This is a genomic window from Eikenella sp. NML03-A-027 (assembly GCF_001648395.1).
Taxonomy (GTDB): Bacteria; Pseudomonadota; Gammaproteobacteria; order Burkholderiales; family Neisseriaceae; genus Eikenella; species Eikenella exigua.
Genome location: NZ_LXSM01000007.1, coordinates 26,704 through 45,778, shown reverse-complemented (window position 1 = coordinate 45,778; position 19,075 = coordinate 26,704). Strand labels below are relative to the sequence as shown.

Genomic DNA, 19,075 nt, shown 5'->3' with positions numbered 1-19,075 from the left:
ACCAATTAACGCACAACCCCTCTACGACAAACTTTGGAACAGCCATATTGTCCACAAATCGGAAGCCTGTACCGTCCTCCTCTTGTCGACAGCCACCTCGTTCACGAAGCAACCAGCCCGCAGGCTTTTAAAGGCCTGAAAATAGCCGGACGCAAGCTGTGGCGCATCGACAGTGTGGTCTCCACCGCCAACCACAACACGCCCACCGACTATTGGGACGAAGGCATTAAAGACCCAATTCCCAAACTGCAAGTGAACACTTTGGACAAAAACATCAAAGAAGGCTTGGTGGCCGTGGGCCAAACCACAATCGATTATTTGCAAGGCCGAAAATTCTCCCCCAAAGGCGCGGATTAGGACAAAGCTGTTGCCTACTGGCGCAAGCCGCAGGTAGCGTGGGGGGGGGCACATCGCCCGAAATGACACTGGGCGTGGATGGCAAAGTGCCGAATCCTGCCAACAAAGCCGACGCGGTGAAACGCGCAGGCATGGAGCACGCCTTAGAATACATGGGCTTGACCGCCGGCACGCCACTGAACGAAATCCCCGTGGATGTGGTGTTTATCGGCTCGTGCACCAACAGCCGCACCGAAGATTTGCGCGAAGCCGCCACCGTGGCCAAAGGCCGCAAAAAGGCAGATAACGTGAACCGCGTACTGGTCATGCCCGGCTACGGCTTGGTGAAAGAGCAGGCCGAAGTCGAAGGCTTGGACAAAATCCTCCCCGACACGGGCTTCGAATGGCGCGAACCAGGCTGCTCGATGTGCCTTGTCATGAATGCTGACCGCCTGGCACCGCAAGAACGCTGCACCCCCCCACCTCCAACCGCAATTTTGAAGGACGGCAGGGCAACAGCGGCAGAACGCACCTTGTCAGCCCAGCAATGGCGGCGGCCGGGCATTTTGTGGATGTACGCCAACTGGCTTGATGATTTTAAACTCCTAATTGAAACTGCATTTTCAGGTAGCCTCCGGCCTCGTTAAAAAGCTACCTGAAAACGATGTCTTGGCAGAGCCAAGGCTGAGTTTCTGCAAAGCTAAAACGAAGTTAAAATATCCCGCTCCCAGCCACACCAAATAATTGATTGGAAACCCATGAAACCTCTCTTCAAAACCACTCTCCTCCTTGCCACCCTTTGCCCTACCCTAGCCACCGCCGAGCCTATCGCCTCGCCCACACCAGAGCAGTGCCGCACCGTGCTGAGCGAATTTGCCATGTTTGAAGCCTTCATCGCCGCCTGCCCGCGCATTGCCCGCGCCGAAATCGACACGCGCACTCGCCTAAACAACGTTTACGAAGGCTTTGCCCGCTACGGCGAATGCGGCAAACAGATTGAAAGCGAACCCATCGCCTCCATGCTGAGTGAACATCCAGCCATCCGCCTGCTCGGCCAAGACGGAAAACGCCGTCCCAGCAGAGCCGAAACAGACGCCTTCTGCCGCCGCCACCGTTCCGATCTCACCCGCATCGTGCTCAAATACAACCCCGGCCACAACCGTTAAGTCGGCTCCAGATCTACAAAGACTACCTGAAAACGCCATCTTTGCGGAACCAAAGCCGGGCCTGCAAAACTAAAAAGCCGGTTTTAACGAAGCATAAAGTAAAATCCTATAAATTCCGGCTAAATCAGCCGTCATACCCGCCATTTTAGCCGATAATGAAACTGTACAAACCAATCGTGCATCTTTCAATTCTTCACATAAGGAGCTGAAAACATGAAACACTTTCTCATAGTCGCCATCACCGCTATCGGCCTTTCCGCCTGTTCCAGCACTTGGCACGGCATAAAAGAAGACACCGCCAATAACATCGACCACACTCGCGAAGCCGTGCGCAAAGGCAGTAACGCTGTTGGCCGCGGCATTTCCCACGTGGGTGAGAAAATCGAAAACGCTACCGAATAAGCCCGCCACCCGGCAGATCCAAGCGCCTGCCGGCATTTAGAAATAAACAATACAAACAGAAGACTAAATTCTCAGATACCCTCCAAACAAACCACTGAAAATACCGCCATGAAAGCCTTCACCCAGCTCACCGGCCTCGTTGTCCCGCTCGACCGCAATAATGTGGACGCCGATGCCATCATCCCCAAACAATTCTCAAATCCATCAAACACAGCAGCTTCAGCTAAACTGTTTTGATGAATGGCATTATTTAAACTATGGCAAGCTCAGCATAAACAACAACCGCAAACACTACCTGCTCAACAGCCTCGACGAAATCAAGCTCACCCTGCAACACGCCGACCAAATCCGCACCTTTGAAGCACAGCGCCACCAAAGCCAACCCTGGCTGATTAACGGCTAAACCAAAGGCTACCTGAAACGAGCCATGCGAGCTTCTACGAACCTAAAACCTTTTTTCAAGTAGCCCTCCATCCTTCCCAACCTAAATAGAGAACGTTATGAAACCAACACTCCTTCTCACCACCCTGTTGCCCCTCCTTATCCTAAGCGCCCAAGCCGAGCCCATCAGCAACAAAGACCAAGCCGTAGCCCGCGTGTCTGCCTCCGTTGCCCGCCACCGGCTAACCAGCCTGAAACCGGAATGTCTGCTGTTCATCACCACTGAATCCGCCAACAGCTACACCGTAGACGTGCACGAAAAACACGATGCCAGCTGCGGCGGAGACCCACACTCCGCCCCACGCCTGTTCGGCTATGAAGTAGACAAAGCCAGCGGCCGTATGCAAATTGACGACCCCGTGAGCGGCGAAACCCGCCCAATCGACTAAACCTTTGCAGGCTACCTGAAATCCGCTTTCCTTTTTCAGGTAGCCTTTATCCATGCACCCGTGGCACCAAGCTCTTATCCCCCGATTCCCCCGCGCCCAGCTGCTCGGCCAACACTGCGAATGCGCCGCTCCGCGCGGCAGCGGCTGGGGCAGGCCGCATACCAGTGAACTACGTCTTCGCTCACAGCCCCTATCTGTTCTACGCCTATTACATCCTCATCAAGGACGAAATGCAGCGGCACGGTTACCGCACCGGCCTGGCGCGGTACAGCAAGAATTATCGCGGCAACACCCGCCCGTCATATTCCAACTTAGCCGAAAACCGTGGGCAGCCCGATTCACCCCGAGCACGATGATGATTACCTTGCCAAATGCGTGGAGAACTTGTGCGGCAAGGGTATAGTCATCCAAACAGCTGCTTAACGCTTAATCCACCCATTTTTAGCTTCGCAAAAACTCTGCTCTTGCTCATTTTAGCTTCGCAGAAACTCGCTTCGCTCATTTTCAGGTAGCCTCACATGAAAACATTAGCCGACCTCATCAATACCGCCGATCCCGCCTGGCCGCTGATTCAAGAGTGGCTTGACGAAGCCGCCAATCCGGTGGAAATCCTGCCGCACGACCCGGCCGCCGCAGAAGCCGAACTCGTGAAAACCCAAGTAACCACCCGTTCCGTGATGGGCGCGGTGGTATATGAAACCGGCGGCATCCTCATCAACCACGGCTGGCTGCGCATCCTAGGCTCGGGCAGCCCCTGCCTGCCGCGCGGCCTCGGCAGTTGGAATCTTGGCCGCACCCAAGCCGAACTCGCCGCACCCGCGCCCTATTATCTGATTGCAGACGATACCGCCGGCGGCTACTTCGCCCTCAATGGCGGTGGATTGGACGGCACGCCCGGCAATGTGTTCTACCTCCCGCCCGACACCCTCGAATGGGAAGACTGCGAACTGGGCTACACCGACTTCCTCAACTGGGCATTTAGCGGCGATTTTGGCCCTGTTCTACGAAAACGTGCGCTGAGCAGGCTGGCAGGAAGAAGTCACCGCATTGGGCGGCGACAGCGTTTACCACTTCTTCCCGCCGCTGTGGACGGAAGAAGGTGCAGATATTGAACAAACCAGCCGCCGCGTTATCCCCATTGCCGAACACTACGCCGCCACGCTGGAAAACCAACGGCAGCTTACCAAGCATAGCTAAAGCACTTATTTCTCCAGTACCACGTTGGCTCACCTTGCCATACATGTATACTGTCTTCGGTTCACCGCTTTGTATGAAAAAATAATTGCTTTATCCATATAATCCACACCTTCTACAAAACTGTCTGGAAACAGTTTCAGGCTTTCAGGTAGCCTCACAACTATTTCAAACCACAAGGAAAACGAATGATTCCCCTCCCTATCTGCCCGCAATGCCAATCCGAATACACCTATGAAGACGGCGCCAACCTCGTTTGTCCGGAATGCGCCCACGAATGGTCGGCCCAAGCCGATGTTGCCGAGGCAGACGACTCCCTCAGCGCAGTTGATGCCCACGGCACACCGCTGGCCAACGGCGACAGCGTAGTACTGCTCAAAGACCTGAAAGTGAAAGGCAGCTCGCTGGTACTCAAACAAGGTACCAAAGTGAAAAACATCCGCCTGCAGGAAGGCGACCACGCCATCGCCTGCAAAGTGAACGGCACCGCGCTCAACCTCAAAGCCGAATTTGTGAGAAAGGCTTAGGGTCTATTGGCAGCTACTGGTTTCCGCGCCTTTTTGCCCAAAAAACGACATCTTCTGCGTTGGAAATCCTCGCAAGGTGTCCAACCTTGCTGCGGTTTCCGCCTGGAATCTGCCGTTTTTTGGGCAAAAAGGCGCGGAAACCAGTAGCTGTCAACAGACCCTAGGCTGCCGAATAGCCAAAGGCTACCTGAAAAATTATTTTCAGGTAGCCTTTGTGCTAAACTCTCCCGCATCTTTCCAATCTTCTGATCTCCACCATACATGCCCGGCAACTCCTTCGGACAACTCTTCCGCATTACTACCTTTGGCGAAAGCCACGGCGCAGGCATCGGCTGCATCATCGACGGCTGCCCGCCCGGCCTGCCGCTTACCGAAGCCGACATCCAGCCCGACCTCGACCGCCGCCGCCCCGGTACTAGCCGCCATGTTACCCAGCGGCGCGAAGCCGACCAAGTGGAAATCCTCTCTGGCGTGTTTGAAGGGCGCACCACCGGCACACCCATTGCCCTCTTCATCCGCAACACCGACCAACGCAGCCGCGATTACGGCAACATCGCCCAACAATTCCGCCCCGGCCATGCCGATTACACCTATTGGCACAAATACGGCATCCGCGACTATCGCGGCGGCGGCAGGAGTTCTGCCCGCGAAACCGCCGCCCGCGTGGCTGCCGGTGCTATAGCCAAAAAATGGCTGCGCAAGCAGTTCGGTACCGAAATCGTCTGCTGGGTAAGCCAGGTGGGCGAACTCGAAATCGCATTTGAAGGCGAAGAATCTATCGGTCAAAACCCCTTCTTTGCCGCCAACCAAAGCCAAATCGCCGACTTGGAAAACTACATGGACTCCGTGCGCAAATCGCTCGATTCCGTGGGCGCGAAGCTGCACATCGAAGCGCGACACGTCCCCGTCGGCCTCGGCGAACCCGTGTTTGACCGGCTGGACGCCGACATCGCCCACGCCCTGATGGGCATCAACGCCGTAAAAGCCGTATCCATCGGCGACGGCTTCGACGTGGTGCGCCAACGCGGCAGCCAACACGGCGACGAGCTCACGCCGCAAGGCTTTGCCAGCAACCATGCCGGCGGCATCCTCGGCGGCATTTCCACCGGCCAAACCATCCGCGCCGACTTCGCCGTGAAGCCCACCAGCTCCATCGCCACGCCGCGCCACAGCATCGACATCCACGGCCAACCCGTAATGCTCGAAACCCATGGCCGCCACGACCCCTGCGTCGGCCTGCGCGCCGCGCCCATTGCCGAAGCCATGCTCGCCCTCGTGCTCGCCGACCACGCCCTGCGCCACCGCGCGCAAAACGCCGACGTGCGCGTGATCACACCCGATATCGCCAAACTGCAAAACGGTTGAAGGCTACCTGAAAAATAAACCCAGCCTTTTCAGGTAGCCCAACCTCGAGATCCATCATGCCCCGTATCCATGCCCTGCCAGACCACCTCGTAAACCAAATCGCCGCCGGCGAAGTGGTGGAACGCCCCGCCGCCGCGCTCAAAGAAATCATCGAAAACAGCATTGACGCCGGCGCCACCCGTATCCAAGTCGAGCTTGCCGGCGGCGGCATCCGCCTTATCCGCGTGGCCGACAACGGCAGCGGCATCCATGCCGACGACCTCCCGCTCGCCCTCTCCCGCCACGCCACCAGCAAAATCGCCTCGCTGCAAGATTTGGAACACGTGCGCAGTATGGGTTTTCGCGGCGAAGGGCTGGCCAGCATCGCCTCCGTGTCACGCCTCACCCTCACCAGCCGCCAGGAAGGCAGCCCCGCCGCCCGCCAAGTGCTCGCCCGCGACGGGCAAATCGAGCCCGCCGCCGCCGCCGCCCATCCCGTTGGCACCAGCGTGGAAGTGGCCGACCTCTTCTTCAACACCCCCGCCCGGCGCAAATTCCTCAAATCCGAAAACACCGAATACGCCCACTGCGCCACCGTGTTCGACCGCCTCGTCCTAGCCAACCCGCAAATAGCCTTCGAGCTTGTCCACAACGGCAAAACCACCGCCAAATACCCCGCCCAAAGCCAAAACGAGCGCATCGCCGCCGTGCTGGGCTCGGATTTTCAGGTAGCCTCTCTGCCCATCGACAGCGGCAACGGCATCCGTTTGCACGGCCTCATCACTAAACCCACCTTCGCCCAAGGCCGCAGCAGCCAGCAATACTGCTTTGTAAACAACCGTTTCGTGCGAGACAAAGTGATGTTGCACGCTGTCAAACAGGCCTACCGCGACGTGCTGCACCAGCAAATCACCCCCGCCTTCGTGCTGTTTCTCGAACTGCCACCCGAAATGGTGGACGTAAACGTGCACCCCACCAAAAACGAAATCCGCTTCCGTGACAGCCAGGCCGTACACCAGCTCGTGTTCCACACCCTGAATAAAGCCCTCGCCGACACCCGCGCCGACCAAACTGACAGCGTGAGCAACGCTGGCAGCCTGCTGCAACAAATCCACAGCCAAAGGCTACCTGAAAACGAGCATAGCGAGTTTCTACCAAGCAACCCACCAAACCCATTTTCAGGTAGCCCAAGCTCCTGCACCCCCGTTGCTTATAGCCCCGCCCGCGCTCCGCAGCAGCAACGTCTCACCCTGCAAGAAAGCCGCGCCGCCTGGCAAACCTATGCCGAACTATACAAACACAGCGGCAGCGAAGACCCCGAGCTCGCCGCCCTCGAACAAAGCCGCTTCACCCCAAGTTCAGAAGCCACCCGGCTACCTGAAACCAATACCGAAGAACACCCGCTCGGCTTCGCCATCGCCCAGCTGCTCGGCATTTACATCCTCGCCCAAGCCGAAAACAGCCTGCTCTTAATCGATATGCACGCCGCCGCCGAGCGCGTGAACTACGAAAAAATGAAAGCCCAGCGCCAAAACCACGGCAGCCTGCGCAGCCAGCAGCTGCTCATCCCCGTGAGCTTCGAAGCTAGCCACGAAGAAATAGCCGCTCTGGCCGAACATGCCGACTTGCTGCGCCAATACGGCCTAGACTGCTCCACCGTGGGTAGCCACACCATCGCTGTACGCGCCGTGCCGCAAATGCTGAGCAAAGCCGATATTCCAGAGCTTGCCCGCAGCATGCTGCAAGAAGCCGCCCACACCGGCAGCATCCGCACTGTGGAAGAGCGCGAAAACCGCATCCTCAGCACCATGGCCTGCCACGGCTCCGTGCGCGCCGGCCGCCGCCTCACCCTGCCCGAAATGAACGCCCTACTGCGCGATATAGAAAACACCCCCCGCAGCAACCAATGCAACCACGGCCGCCCCACCTGGGTAAAACTCACTCTCGCCGACCTCGACGCCCTGTTTCTGCGTGGCCAGTAGGCAGGCAATACAGCCATTCTGGCAAGTGGTTTACCCAAAAAATTATGGCCGGCAATTTCAGATAGCCTTATCTGTAGGGAATTACTGCGTTATTTACACTTTTTTCGTTACTGGCAACTTTTATTTCTGTTGAAATGGTTTTGAAGAATCTATCTATACATTATCAAAACCAGAGAGAATTTCTCGAATCCATCAATATTTCTTTCTTAATAATCTCATCTCGAACAACCGCTAAGTTTGCTCTTCAAGCAGAAGCCGAAAGTGTAAACGACACTGTTGGTTTCTACACCCCAGGTAGCCTATAACCACCTACAAACTCCAAAACAGAACATTTACTAAAAATGCGTAGGAGTGCGCTACCTCTACTGGCGCAGCCACAAATTTCGAACCTTCCAAAAAACCACGTGAAGTGAGAGAAGTCCGTGCAAAAAACCTGTAACCGCAGCCACCTTTCCTTTATACCCTTTAGCGAGCAAAAAAAATGAAGTTCTCCCAAGAAACCAAGTTTTTACAAACTAAATATAGTGAATCAAGTTAAAATCTGGACATACATTACCCAACCTCAGTCCATGATACACTCAATTGAAATCAGATAAAAAGCATTGGCATACTGGGGCAATACAAAGACATCAGCCAAGTATCCAAGCTTACGGCGTATTCCATTCAGCATTATTCAGTTGGTGCAAACGCCAACTGGAAACAGAAAAGTTGAGTATTACCCCGAACCCCAGACTCGAATGTGAAATCAATCGCGAAGAACTTAAAGAATATATCGAACAAAATCCAGATATCTACCTATCTGAAATAACAAAATAATTCGATTGCAGTACCAAGTCTGTTCACTATACTTTGAAATCTTCCAACATCACGCACAAACAAAGACAAGCTCCCACAAAGAACGAGACTATCTAAAGGCGCAAAATACCTCGACGAACCGGTAGCATTACTGAACTGCAAACCCATATACATTAATAAAACGGGTATCGACTACCTTTGGTAGAAGCTTGTAAAGAGCAGCTTGCCAGATAGGGCTCTCAGCGGTAAAAAATACAGGCGAGTTTCAATTGTTGCCAGACCCCTCAGCAAAAGTCTTATTTTATATATAGTTTATGGAGATACAATGGTTGGTACATTAGTTTGATAAGTAGTTTGAAGAATGTCTGCTCCCCTCTCAGATAGTCAAATCGGTATTGATAATAGATAATGCCCGTTTCTACCATTATGACGGTTTTACGGAAAACATTTTGAAAAAGAGGAATGTTGTCTTGCCTTTGACTCCTTATATTCTCCCGAACTGAATCCTATTAAGAAAACCTGGAGATGTTTAAAAAATATTTACACAAAATTATTTCCTGATTTTGATTATTTTTATGGTGCTTTGGCATCCTATTTCTAACTTGATCTGCTATAATTTTACCCACTACAAGCGCCCAACGCCGCAAATAATAAAAACCACACCTAATTCTGATGTGGTTTTTATTTATTAGCTGTGACCTATTCTTTCAGCTTTAGCCATCTATTACTCAACGTACCAGCTACCATTGAGCCATTTACGTTAAGTGCAGTACGACCCATATCGATGAGTGGTTCAATGGAAATCAACAATCCAACCAACTCCAGCGGTAGATTGAGAGTGGAAAGTACTACGATAGCGGCAAAGGTTGCCCCACCACCCACACCTGCGATACCGAACGAGGACATTGTCACCACGAATACTAAAGTAGCAATATAACTAACATTGAAGGGATCTACTCCCACAGTGGGGGCAATCATTACTGCCAACATGGCCGGATAAATGCCTGCACAGCCGTTTTGACCGATGGTAGCGCCGAAAGTGGCTGAGAAATTGGCTATGGCGGAGTTATTGCCCAGCTTGTCAGTTTGCGTTTCGATGTTCAATGGAATAGAGGCTGCACTAGAACGTGAGGTAAAAGCAAAAACTAAAGTTGACATAACTTTCTTAAAGTACCCTACCGGATTGATACCTGAGAAAGCCAATAAAGTACTATGCACAATAAACATCAGAAGCATTGCTAAATAAGATGCCACTATAAAACTACCCAAATTCAAAATATCTGTCCATTTTGAAGTGGCGGCTACCTTAATCATCAGCGCAAACACACCGTAGGGTGTTAAGCGGATAACAAAATGCACCAAACGGCTCACCAATTTATTCAAAGTGTCTACCCCCTGCGCGATACGCTCACCCAACTCCTGATCTTCTTTACGCAGACTCAGTGTCGCCACCCCCAAAAATGCCGAGAAGATCACCGTGCTGATGATGGAAGTCGGATTCGCACCGGTGAGTTCAGCAAACGGATTTTTCGGAATAAATGACAGCAGCATAGCCGGCACAGTCAAGTTACTCACTTGATCCACACGTCCTATTACATTAGCCTGCGCTGCTACTTCGCGCTCGCCAGCAATCAAGCCTTCCGCTGTTAGGCCGAACACCTGTACCATCATGATACCGATAAAGGCAGCGATCGCCGTGGTAACCAGCAACACTGAAAGCACACTGAAGCTGATCTTACCTAAAGAACTGGCCTGATTCAGCCGCGTAATCGCTGACAAAATTGACACAAAAACCAAAGGCATCACAATCATTTGCAGCAACCGCACGTAACCGCCACCCACCAGATTAATCCAATCTAGTGCTGACGTAATCAAATCCGGGGTAGCCACTGATTGCAGCAGTGCGCCCAATCCCAAACCGAGCAGTAAGCCGATAAACACTGTCTGCCCCAATTTTCCTGTTTTCTTATACAAATAACCCAAAAAAACCAAGATCAATACAAACACTGCTAAGATAACGAACAACATTTCCCACTCCTTCAAATGAAACGTAATTACGAGTCCCAACTGGTAGAAATTATAAAGTATTATTAAAACTTTTAACCAAAATAAAATTTATAAACTATAAAGCATTATCAATAGTATAGACTGATTCATACAGCCCATATTGTTTTACAACAATAGGAAAAACTGAAAATCATTTAAACCAGAATGAAAGTTGCTTCTAGTAAGATAAAAGTAAACAATACAATAATTCTCTACATCCGTAACTATACCTATCGGCAAATAAAAAGGCTACCTAAAAAACAGCCTTTTATTTTAAGCTGAAACTTTTCAGGTAGCCTCTTAACGCTACTAAACCGGTTTATGCCAAGCCTTTGGCTTTCAGCACTTCCAGCATGGTGCTGCCCAATTCGGCCGGGCTGCGGGTGTAGGCCACGCCGGCTTTTTCGAAGGCGCGGAATTTCTCTTCCGCCGTGCCTTTGCCGCCGGAAATGATGGCACCGGCATGGCCCATGCGTTTGCCTTTGGGCGCGGTGACGCCGGCAATGTAGCCCACCACCGGTTTGGACACGTTCGACTGAATGAACTCGGCCGCTTCTTCTTCGGCCGTGCCGCCGATTTCGCCAATCAGGATGATAGCTTCGGTTTGCGGGTCGGCTTCAAACAGTTTCAGCGCGTCGATTTGGTTCATGCCCGGAATCGGGTCGCCGCCGATGCCGATGCAGGTGGATTGGCCGAGGCCGAGCTTGGTGGTTTGCGCCACAGCTTCATAAGTGAGCGTGCCGGAGCGGGAGATGATGCCGATTTTGCCGGGCCGGTGGATGTGGCCGGGCATGATGCCGATTTTGCATTCGCCGGGGGTAATCACGCCGGGGCAGTTCGGGCCCACCAGGCGGGTGCCGTTGCCGTTGGTTTCGAGATAACGTTTGGCTTTGAGCATGTCCAGCGTGGGCACGCCTTCGGTAATCACCACCACCAGTTTCACGCCGGAATCCACGGCTTCTACGATGGAATCGAGCACGAAGGGCGCGGGCACATAAATCACGGAGGCATCGGCGCCGGTTTCGCGCACGGCTTCGTTCATGGTGTTGAACACGGGTAGGCCCAGATGGGTTTGGCCGCCTTTACCGGGGGTAACACCGCCCACCACTTTGGTGCCGTAGGCAATCGCTTGTTCGGAGTGGAAAGTACCGTTCTTACCGGTAAAACCCTGTACCAATACTTTGGTGTCTTTATTAATCAATACGCTCATTCTGTTCTCCTTAGGCGTTTACGGCGGCAACAATTTTCTCGGCGGCGTCGTTCAGGCCGTCGGCGGAAGTGAGTTTCAGGCCGGATTCGTTCAGAATCTTCGCGCCCAATTCAGCGTTGTTGCCTTCGAGGCGCACCACCACGGGCACGGTTACGTTCACTTCTTTCACAGCGGCCACAATGGCTTCGGCAATCATATCGCAGCGCACGATACCGCCGAAAATGTTGATCAGCACGCCTTTCACGGATTTGTCTTCCAAAATCAGCTTGAAGGCTTCCACCACGCGTTCTTTGGTGGCGCCGCCGCCCACGTCGAGGAAGTTGGCCGGCTGGCCGCCTTTGAGCTTGATGATGTCCATGGTGGCCATCGCCAAGCCGGCACCGTTCACCATACAGCCGATATTGCCTTCCAGCGCCACATAGTTCAGATCAAATTCGGAGGCTTTCAGCTCGCGCTCGTTTTCTTGCGATTTGTCGCGCAGCTCAGCGATTTTCGGCAGGCGGTACAAAGCATTGCCGTCGATGCCAACTTTGCCGTCCACGCAGGCCAGGCTGCCGTCTTCACGCACGGCCAAGGGGTTGATTTCAAACAGGGCGAAATCATTTTCGATGAAGGCTTGGTAGGCGCCGGTCATCAGCTTCACAAACTGGCCGACTTGTTTGTCTTTCAAGCCCAGCTTGAAGGCCACTTCGCGGGCCTGGCAGGGCTGCAGGCCCACCAGCGGATCCACCACGGTTTTGAAGATTTTTTCCGGGGTTTCTTCGGCCACTTTTTCAATTTCCACACCGCCTTCAGTGGAAGCCATAAACACCACGCGGCGGGCGGCACGATCCACCACCGCGCCCAAATAGAGCTCGGTTTGCACCGGATACATATCTTCACACACCAACACGCTGTTTACCGGCTGGCCGTTGGCATCGGTTTGATAAGTAATCAAATTGGTGCCGATTAAGCTTTCGGCCACCTGTTTGGCCTCATCGCGGCTTTTCACCACTTTCACGCCGCCTGCCTTGCCGCGTCCGCCGGCGTGCACTTGGGCTTTAATCACAGCGCCGCCCAATTTGTCGTAGGCGGCGGCAGCTTCTTCGCCGTTGGCGGCCAAAATCCCGCCCTGAACCGGCAAACCATAGCCCGCAAGCAGCTCTTTTGCTTGATATTCATGTAGATTCATCAAAGTTCCCTCAGTTAGGTTAAACACAGTTTGCCACCGAGAAAGCAGCAAGGCTCGAATTCAAGACCAGCTTTGATAATGCAGGGCGCAGTATAGACGAAACCCGCAGGCAACATCAGCGCAATTTGGTTAGAACAAGTAAATGGGAGATGCATAAACGGCAGTATGGCTACGGCTATGGCCTAGCTACTGTGGGCGTGGAACGCAAAGATACTGCATAGACGAAGCAGTTTTTCAGGTAGCCTTTCCCTGTGCCCCCAGGCTATCTGAAACCGCCCGTCTACCTGAAAGAACATGTAAAAAGCTTCCGCCGCAGCAAACGGTTTTGATAAAATGCGGCACCTTTTTAGCAATCCATTTTCCCAATGCAAACCAAACCCCATGGTAAAGGCCTTTCCGGCTTTATATTCGGCCTACTGCTTGCCACCCTCATCATTTGCGTGGTTTTATATTTCCTCAACAACACGCCCTCCGGCATCAAACAGCCTGAAGCGCCGAAAACCGAAATCCAACCCGAAATCCTCACTCCGCGCCAAGAACACCAGCCAGAACATCGCCCGAGCGACACCACCGCCGGCTCCGACAGCGGCCACTATACCCTGCCTCCTGGCGACATCACCGACAAACCACCCGTGGCTGCCTCCGTGCCGCAGCAGGCCAGCACCCCTGCACAACGCCCGGAAGACAAGCCCGCACAGGAAGACAAAACCGTGCAAACCAAACCACGCGATCCACAGCGCAAGCCTGAGCCAGAAGCCAAACCCACTCCTGAACAGATTTTGGAAAGTGGCAATGTGGAGCGTGCCCGCGAGCAAGCCCGCCGCCAACATCGTGAAGCCGAAGCGCACAACAGCGGCAACGGCCACTACATCGTACAGATGGGTTCCTACAACAACCCGCAAGCTGCCGATACCCAGCGTGCCAAACTCGCCATGCTCGGCGTAAACGCCCGCGTAGCCAGCAGCAAACGCAGCGACGGCCAAACCGTTTACCGTATCCAAAGTGGCCGCCTCAGCCGTGCCGAAGCCCAAGCCCTCAGCGACAAACTGCGCGGCAACGGCATCGACACCCTCACCCGCCAAGCCGACTGATCAGCACTTCATCAACCCCACATTAACGAAGGATTAAAATGAAACTGAAAGCCCTACTTCTCTCTGCACTCGCCATATTTACCGTTACCGCCGCCCAAGCCAAAGCCGTGGAAGGCACCGACTACATCGTACGCAGCAATGTGATCAAACCCGTGCAGTCCGACAAAATCGAAGTAACCGAATTCTTCGGCTATTTCTGCATCCACTGCCAACACCTTGAGCCGACTATCGAACAGCAAAGCAAACGCTTCGCCTCCGACACTGTATTGCGCCAAGAGCACGTGGTGTGGCAGCCTGCCCACCAAACCCTCGCCCGCCTGGCCGCCGCCGTGAAATCCACCGGCCTATCCCGCCAGGCCAACCAGGCCATTTTCAAAGCACTGATGGACGGCACCGTAACCGACGAAACCGGCCTGAAAGCCTGGATTCAGCAGCAGCCATACGGCAGCCGCCTGCTCGCCGCCTATAACAGCACGCAGGCCGCCGCCGCCGCCCAAACCATGCAGCAAAACACCATCACCTACAACATCACCAAAACCCCGGTTATCGTAGTGGGCGGAAAATACGAGCTGACCAACTCCCAAAACATGGCTGTGTTGCAAGAGCTGATTGAAAAAGTACGTGCCGAACGCAACATGCCTGCCCCCGCCCCGCACACCTTGGTACACAGCCGCGGTGCAGCCATCGCCGGCCAGGCCAACCGCTAATGCGGCACAAAGATTTTCAGGTAGCCCGTACTCCAATACAGGCTACCTGAAAAGCATTCATCCCATGTTCTTAAGAGTTTAACCAATGAGCCTGCTCCTCGCCTTCAAAGCCCTCATTCTCGGCATCATCGAAGGCCTCACCGAATTTCTGCCCATTTCCAGCACCGGCCACCTGATTGTAGCCGGCAGCCTCATCGGCTTCGATGCCGAAAGCCACGCCGTATTCCACATCGCCATCCAGCTCGGCGCCATCCTTGCTGTGGTGTATGAGTACAGTACCCGCTTCACCCATGTGCTCACCCATATCGGCAAAGACCGGCTTGCCAACCGCTTCGTACTCAACCTGGCCATCGCCTTCATCCCTGCCGCTGCCATCGGCCTACTGCTCAACGACTTCATCGAAAAAGTGCTGTTCAACCCCGTGAGCGTAGCTGCGGCGCTGGTGGTGGGCGGCTTTTTGATTTTGTGGATTGAAAAACGGCAAAGCCGCGTACCGCCGAAAGTACGCAGCGTGGACGATATGCGCCCGCGCGATGCGCTGGCCGTGGGCCTATTTCAAATTTTAGCCCTGATTCCCGGCACTTCCCGCTCCGGCAGCACCATCATGGGCGGCATGGTATGGGGGCTCGACCGTAAAACTGCCACCGAATTTTCCTTCTTCCTCGCCGTGCCGATTATGGTGGCCGCCTCCGGTTACAGCATTTTAAAAAACCTCAGCGCCTTTTCCTCGCAGGAGCTCGGCCTCATCGCCCTCGGCTTTGCTGCTGCCTTCGCCTCCGGCCTCATCGCCGTAAAAGCCCTGCTATGCTTTGTTTCCAGCAAAAACTTCGTGCCCTTTGCCTACTACCGCATCATCTTCGGCGGTATCATCCTGCTCACCTGGTTGTGCGGCTGGGTGAATTGGTAGAATATCTAATCAGGCAAGGCTAGCTGAAACAGGCAAATTTATCTTTATCAGGTAGCCTCAACCCAGAAACAATAAAGGCTACCTGAAACAAGCAATGCGGGTTTCAGCAAAGCAAAAACGGCAACGCTATTTTTCAGGTAGCCTCCGCACCAAGGCTGCCGCCCACACTAACCATGAAACACAAATCCATTCTCTTCGGCCTGGCCTCCCTCCTCGCCATCCTGTTTGGCCTGTCCTCCTGCGCCAAGCAAGCCTTTTACTATCCCGACCATACCGACTACGGCTCGCCCGCCCAATCCGGCCTGCCCTACGAAAACGTCTCCTTCCAAAGCGCCGACGGCACACGCCTGCACGGCTGGTTTGTGCCCGCACGCGGCGTGGCCGATGCCAAGCAAGCCCGTGCCACCATCATCCACTTCCACGGCAACGCGCAAAACCTCACTGCCCACTGGCAGGCCGTGAAATGGCTGCCCGAACACGGTTACAACGTTTTCCTGTTCGACTATCGCGGCTACGGCCAATCTGAAGGCGAGCCCAGCCCCGAAGGCCTGTTTGCCGACAGCAACGCCGCACTGGATTATGTGCGCAGCCGCCCCGATGTAAACCCCGAGCGCCTGCTCGTGTTCGGCCAGAGCCTGGGCGGTACCAAAGCCATTGCCGTGGTGGGCGCAGGCAACAAAGCCGGTGTGCGTGCCGTGGCCATCGAATCTACCTTCTCTTCTTATTCCAGCATCGCCAACGACAAACTCCCCGGCGCCGGCATCCTGGTGGGCAACCGCTACAGTGCCCGCCGCTTCGTGGCGCAAATCAGCCCCATCCCCCTGCTGCTGATACACGGCACCGCCGACCAAGTCATCCCAGCCAAACACTCGCAAATCCTATTCGAGCTCGCCCAAGAACCCAAACAGCTGATCCTCATCCCCAACGGCACCCACCTCGGCCTCTTCGGCATGGGCGGCTACGAAACGCAGCTGCTGGATTTCTTCAATCGGCACAGCGAATAAAGATTACCTAAAATCCCGTAATTTAATTAATCAAACATCCTTTCTTTGCATTGAGTTACAACCAATCTATATGTAGGCTCGGTGAAACCACTCACAGAATATTTGTTATCAACAGTTGCGGCTGTGCTCTCTGCTGGCGCAGCCGAATGAAACACAGTTTTTTGGGAAACAAGGGCTTGCATGCCCGAAGCAGCGCAGCCGCAAGTTGCGAGCTCGCCCGAAAACCGTGTGCAGTGAGGGAAGTTTGGCGAAGCCAAACCTGCGCCCGCAGTCGCCTTTCTTTGCTCCCTTTCTTTGGCGAAGTAAAGAAAGGAAGTGCCCTGCGCTGGCATGAGGCACAAGGGTGAACAGGATGCAGATGGAGAAGGCTACCTGAAAACATCTATTTCCCACTCTTCCCCACTTTTCAGGTAGCCCTTGCTGCCGAAATCAGCGTAAAATTGCCCCGGCATTACCCTTTCCATTTAATTGTTCCACCCGATAAAAAAGGAAGACACCCATGTTTCGGCACGTTGAGTTCTACCCCGGCGATCCCATCCTTGGCCTGATGGAAAAATACAACCAAGACCCGCGCAGCGAAAAGGTAAATCTCAGCGTGGGCGTTTATTACGACGGCAAAGGCCGCCTGCCCGTGCTCGAGTGCGTGAAAACCGTTGAACGCGCCCTCGCCGAGAGCCCACGCCCGCGCGGCTACCTGCCCATGGAAGGCCTGGCCGCCTACCGCAGCGCCTGCCAAACCCTGCTGTTCGGCGCAGACAGCCCCGCCGTGCAAGAAGGCCGCATCGCCACCATCCAATCGCTCGGCGGCTCCGGCGCGCTGCGCGTGGGTGCCGATTTTATCCACGCCTGGTTTCCGCAGGCCAAGTGCTACGTGAGCAACCCCACCTGGGGCAACCACATCGGCATTTTTGAAGGTGCCGGCTTCGAGGTGGGCAAATACCCTTACTACGACCCCGCCACCATCGGCGTGAAATTCGAAGAAATGAAAGCCTTCTTCCGCACGCTCAAGCAACACGACGTGGTGCTGCTGCACCCCTGCTGCCACAACCCCACCGGCGTGGATTTAAGCCGCAGCCAATGGGACGAAATCCTGCAAATCGTGAAAGAAGTCGGCCTCATCCCTTTTATGGACATTGCCTACCAAGGCTTCGCCGAAGACCTGGAAAGCGACGTTTACGCCATCCGCCGCGCCGCCGAACTCGGCCTGCCCACCTTCGTGAGCAACTCTTTCTCCAAAAACCTCTCGCTCTACGGCGAACGCGTGGGCGGCCTCTCCGTGGTGTGCCCCAGCGCCGAAGAAGCCAAGCTCGTGCTCGGCCAGCTTAAATTCACCGTGCGCCGCATCTATTCCAGCCCCCCTTCCCACGGCGGCTTCGTGGTGGTGGACGGCGTGATGAACAACGAAACCCTGTTCAAGCAATGGGAAGGCGAAGTGTATGAAATGCGTGACCGCATCCGCGCCATGCGCCAAAAGCTGCAGGAAGTGCTCAGCGCCAAAGTGCCCAGCCGCGATTTCAGCTATTTCACCAAACAACGCGGCATGTTCAGCTTCACCGGCCTTTCGCCCGAACAGGTAGAACGCCTGCAAGAAGAGTTTGCCGTTTATATGGTGGGCAACGGCCGCATGTGCGTGGCCGGCCTGAACGAGAAGAATATCGACTACGTGGCCAACGCCTTTGCCGAAGTGTTGAAATAAACGCAAACAGGCTTGAATAAGAAGGCTACCTGAAAACGGTGCACACCAAGTTTCAGGTAGCCTTTTTCCCAACTGCCCAGTCTAACAGAGTGCGTAGATTGGGTTAGCCGCAAGCGTAACCCAACAAATAAAGTGTGGAATGTTGGGTTTCCCAAACCAACCTACGCGCTCTACACTTCAATGCAGTTCAACCATCACACAAACTCAAAGCGCACATTCTCATACAGCGCGAAATGCTGCGGATTCAGCCCCGCCATCGCCACCACACTTCCACCCCTTGCTGCAATCTACCCCAATCTTCCACCCACACTGCGACCAGCTGCACGCGCCAACCCTGCCGCACCAGCCGCCGGACCACTTCCTGCAAATGCAGGGTTTCCCGCATGGGCGAACGTTCCAACATCTCCAGCGATGTAATTTCCGGCTCGCGAAAACCGTATTCGGCAAACGCACCGTCGCCATAACCCGTTGGCCGGCTGGAAGCAGATGCCGCTGCCGTTTTGGGCAAACAAATCGTCCGGGCAATCCGTGCTGAGTAATACGGTAAAGCACATGGCAACCTTTCTGATGAAAAATGGGCGTATGATAGCCGAAATTGTAAACACCAACTGCTTTCAGGTAGCCTCAAGCTGCCCAAAGGCTACCTGAAAAAGAAACTTCAACGAAG

Annotated in this window: 20 protein-coding genes and 1 pseudogene; 17 read left to right on the top strand and 4 right to left on the bottom strand. The window is 54.4% G+C overall.

The genetic code is table 11. The features are described from left to right. The first annotated feature begins 4 nt into the window (after window positions 1-4). From A7P96_RS03610 to A7P96_RS11475, 12 genes and pseudogenes are all read left to right on the top strand, one after another. Window positions 5-928 (top strand): annotated as a pseudogene (locus A7P96_RS03610) (aconitase family protein). 166 nt (window positions 929-1,094) lie between these two features. Continuing rightward, window positions 1,095-1,502 carry a hypothetical protein gene (locus tag A7P96_RS03605; protein WP_067524816.1) on the top strand — a complete coding sequence of 136 codons (408 nt, stop codon included), beginning with the start codon at window positions 1,095-1,097 and terminating at the stop codon, window positions 1,500-1,502. A 213-nt stretch (window positions 1,503-1,715) separates the two neighbouring features. Next, window positions 1,716-1,904, top strand: coding sequence for a hypothetical protein (locus A7P96_RS03600; protein ID WP_067524813.1), 189 nt, complete (start codon window positions 1,716-1,718; stop codon window positions 1,902-1,904). Window positions 1,905-2,076: 172 nt separating this feature from the next. Then, window positions 2,077-2,307, top strand: a complete 231-nt coding sequence (locus A7P96_RS03595) for a hypothetical protein (protein WP_067524812.1) — start codon at window positions 2,077-2,079, stop codon at window positions 2,305-2,307. 97 nt (window positions 2,308-2,404) lie between these two features. Further along, window positions 2,405-2,734, top strand: a complete 330-nt coding sequence (locus tag A7P96_RS03590; RefSeq protein WP_067524806.1) for a hypothetical protein — start codon at window positions 2,405-2,407, stop codon at window positions 2,732-2,734. A gap of 164 nt (window positions 2,735-2,898) precedes the next feature. Continuing rightward, window positions 2,899-3,090: a hypothetical protein gene (locus A7P96_RS11150; protein ID WP_231863627.1), complete on the top strand. Its 192-nt coding sequence runs from the start codon at window positions 2,899-2,901 to the stop codon at window positions 3,088-3,090. Between the two features lie 162 nt (window positions 3,091-3,252). Further along, window positions 3,253-3,846 carry a DUF2625 family protein gene (locus A7P96_RS03580; protein ID WP_255361160.1) on the top strand — a complete coding sequence of 198 codons (594 nt, stop codon included), beginning with the start codon at window positions 3,253-3,255 and terminating at the stop codon, window positions 3,844-3,846. After that, a complete protein-coding gene (locus A7P96_RS11350; RefSeq protein WP_255361159.1) occupies window positions 3,782-3,931 on the top strand; it encodes a DUF2625 family protein in 150 nt (49 codons plus the stop codon). The genes A7P96_RS03580 and A7P96_RS11350 overlap by 65 nt, the downstream gene beginning before the upstream one ends. A 188-nt stretch (window positions 3,932-4,119) precedes the next feature. Further along, entirely contained in the window at window positions 4,120-4,455 is a 336-nt protein-coding gene (locus tag A7P96_RS03575; protein ID WP_067524917.1) for a zinc ribbon domain-containing protein YjdM, read from the top strand. Window positions 4,456-4,716: 261 nt separating this feature from the next. Continuing rightward, on the top strand, window positions 4,717-5,820 hold the full coding sequence (gene aroC / locus A7P96_RS03570) for a chorismate synthase (RefSeq protein WP_067524805.1): 1,104 nt from the start codon (window positions 4,717-4,719) through the stop codon (window positions 5,818-5,820). A 56-nt stretch (window positions 5,821-5,876) separates the two neighbouring features. Next, window positions 5,877-7,781 (top strand): DNA mismatch repair endonuclease MutL, encoded by a 1,905-nt coding sequence (gene mutL, locus A7P96_RS03565; RefSeq protein ID WP_067524804.1) that lies wholly within the window; start codon window positions 5,877-5,879, stop codon window positions 7,779-7,781. 582 nt (window positions 7,782-8,363) lie between these two features. Beyond that, a complete protein-coding gene (locus tag A7P96_RS11475) occupies window positions 8,364-8,597 on the top strand; it encodes an IS630 transposase-related protein (protein ID WP_082887898.1) in 234 nt (77 codons plus the stop codon). Between the two features lie 678 nt (window positions 8,598-9,275). Here A7P96_RS11475 and A7P96_RS03560 read toward each other — a convergent pair. The 3 genes from A7P96_RS03560 to sucC all read right to left on the bottom strand — a co-directional run bounded on the left by A7P96_RS03560 (window position 9,276) and on the right by sucC (window position 13,003). Beyond that, a complete protein-coding gene (locus tag A7P96_RS03560; RefSeq protein WP_067524803.1) occupies window positions 9,276-10,604 on the bottom strand; it encodes an L-cystine transporter in 1,329 nt (442 codons plus the stop codon). 337 nt (window positions 10,605-10,941) lie between these two features. Beyond that, entirely contained in the window at window positions 10,942-11,832 is an 891-nt protein-coding gene (gene sucD, locus A7P96_RS03555; protein WP_064104584.1) for a succinate--CoA ligase subunit alpha, read from the bottom strand. Between the two features lie 10 nt (window positions 11,833-11,842). Beyond that, a complete protein-coding gene (gene sucC / locus A7P96_RS03550) occupies window positions 11,843-13,003 on the bottom strand; it encodes an ADP-forming succinate--CoA ligase subunit beta (RefSeq protein WP_067524801.1) in 1,161 nt (386 codons plus the stop codon). Between the two features lie 365 nt (window positions 13,004-13,368). Between sucC and A7P96_RS03545 the strand changes: the two genes are divergently transcribed. The 5 genes from A7P96_RS03545 (at window position 13,369) to A7P96_RS03525 (ending at window position 18,408) form a co-directional block, all read left to right on the top strand. Continuing rightward, the gene (locus tag A7P96_RS03545; protein ID WP_067524800.1) at window positions 13,369-14,094 is read left to right on the top strand and encodes an SPOR domain-containing protein; all 726 of its coding nucleotides are present in this window, start codon (window positions 13,369-13,371) and stop codon (window positions 14,092-14,094) included. 38 nt (window positions 14,095-14,132) lie between these two features. Further along, window positions 14,133-14,801: a thiol:disulfide interchange protein DsbA/DsbL gene (locus tag A7P96_RS03540; RefSeq protein ID WP_067524799.1), complete on the top strand. Its 669-nt coding sequence runs from the start codon at window positions 14,133-14,135 to the stop codon at window positions 14,799-14,801. A gap of 85 nt (window positions 14,802-14,886) precedes the next feature. Beyond that, window positions 14,887-15,708 (top strand): undecaprenyl-diphosphate phosphatase, encoded by an 822-nt coding sequence (locus tag A7P96_RS03535; RefSeq protein WP_067524797.1) that lies wholly within the window; start codon window positions 14,887-14,889, stop codon window positions 15,706-15,708. Window positions 15,709-15,881: 173 nt separating this feature from the next. Next, entirely contained in the window at window positions 15,882-16,712 is an 831-nt protein-coding gene (locus A7P96_RS03530; RefSeq protein ID WP_067524795.1) for an alpha/beta hydrolase, read from the top strand. A 499-nt stretch (window positions 16,713-17,211) separates the two neighbouring features. Next, a complete protein-coding gene (locus tag A7P96_RS03525; protein WP_067524793.1) occupies window positions 17,212-18,408 on the top strand; it encodes an amino acid aminotransferase in 1,197 nt (398 codons plus the stop codon). A gap of 244 nt (window positions 18,409-18,652) precedes the next feature. Here A7P96_RS03525 and A7P96_RS10660 read toward each other — a convergent pair whose 3' ends face one another. Next, window positions 18,653-18,916, bottom strand: coding sequence for a hypothetical protein (locus A7P96_RS10660; RefSeq protein ID WP_156496258.1), 264 nt, complete (start codon window positions 18,914-18,916; stop codon window positions 18,653-18,655). Between the last annotated feature and the right edge of the window lie 159 nt (window positions 18,917-19,075).

Coding starts and splice junctions, on each gene's coding strand:
- A7P96_RS03605 (WP_067524816.1), top strand. CDS start 1,095: ATGAAACCTCTCTTCAAAACCACTCTCCTCCTTGCCACCCTTTGCCCT.
- A7P96_RS03600 (WP_067524813.1), top strand. CDS start 1,716: ATGAAACACTTTCTCATAGTCGCCATCACCGCTATCGGCCTTTCCGCC.
- A7P96_RS03595 (WP_067524812.1), top strand. CDS start 2,077: ATGCCATCATCCCCAAACAATTCTCAAATCCATCAAACACAGCAGCTT.
- A7P96_RS03590 (WP_067524806.1), top strand. CDS start 2,405: ATGAAACCAACACTCCTTCTCACCACCCTGTTGCCCCTCCTTATCCTA.
- A7P96_RS03580 (WP_255361160.1), top strand. CDS start 3,253: ATGAAAACATTAGCCGACCTCATCAATACCGCCGATCCCGCCTGGCCG.
- aroC (WP_067524805.1), top strand. CDS start 4,717: ATGCCCGGCAACTCCTTCGGACAACTCTTCCGCATTACTACCTTTGGC.
- mutL (WP_067524804.1), top strand. CDS start 5,877: ATGCCCCGTATCCATGCCCTGCCAGACCACCTCGTAAACCAAATCGCC.
- A7P96_RS03560 (WP_067524803.1), bottom strand. CDS start 10,604: ATGTTGTTCGTTATCTTAGCAGTGTTTGTATTGATCTTGGTTTTTTTG.
- sucD (WP_064104584.1), bottom strand. CDS start 11,832: ATGAGCGTATTGATTAATAAAGACACCAAAGTATTGGTACAGGGTTTT.
- sucC (WP_067524801.1), bottom strand. CDS start 13,003: ATGAATCTACATGAATATCAAGCAAAAGAGCTGCTTGCGGGCTATGGT.
- A7P96_RS03545 (WP_067524800.1), top strand. CDS start 13,369: ATGCAAACCAAACCCCATGGTAAAGGCCTTTCCGGCTTTATATTCGGC.
- A7P96_RS03540 (WP_067524799.1), top strand. CDS start 14,133: ATGAAACTGAAAGCCCTACTTCTCTCTGCACTCGCCATATTTACCGTT.
- A7P96_RS03535 (WP_067524797.1), top strand. CDS start 14,887: ATGAGCCTGCTCCTCGCCTTCAAAGCCCTCATTCTCGGCATCATCGAA.
- A7P96_RS03530 (WP_067524795.1), top strand. CDS start 15,882: ATGAAACACAAATCCATTCTCTTCGGCCTGGCCTCCCTCCTCGCCATC.
- A7P96_RS03525 (WP_067524793.1), top strand. CDS start 17,212: ATGTTTCGGCACGTTGAGTTCTACCCCGGCGATCCCATCCTTGGCCTG.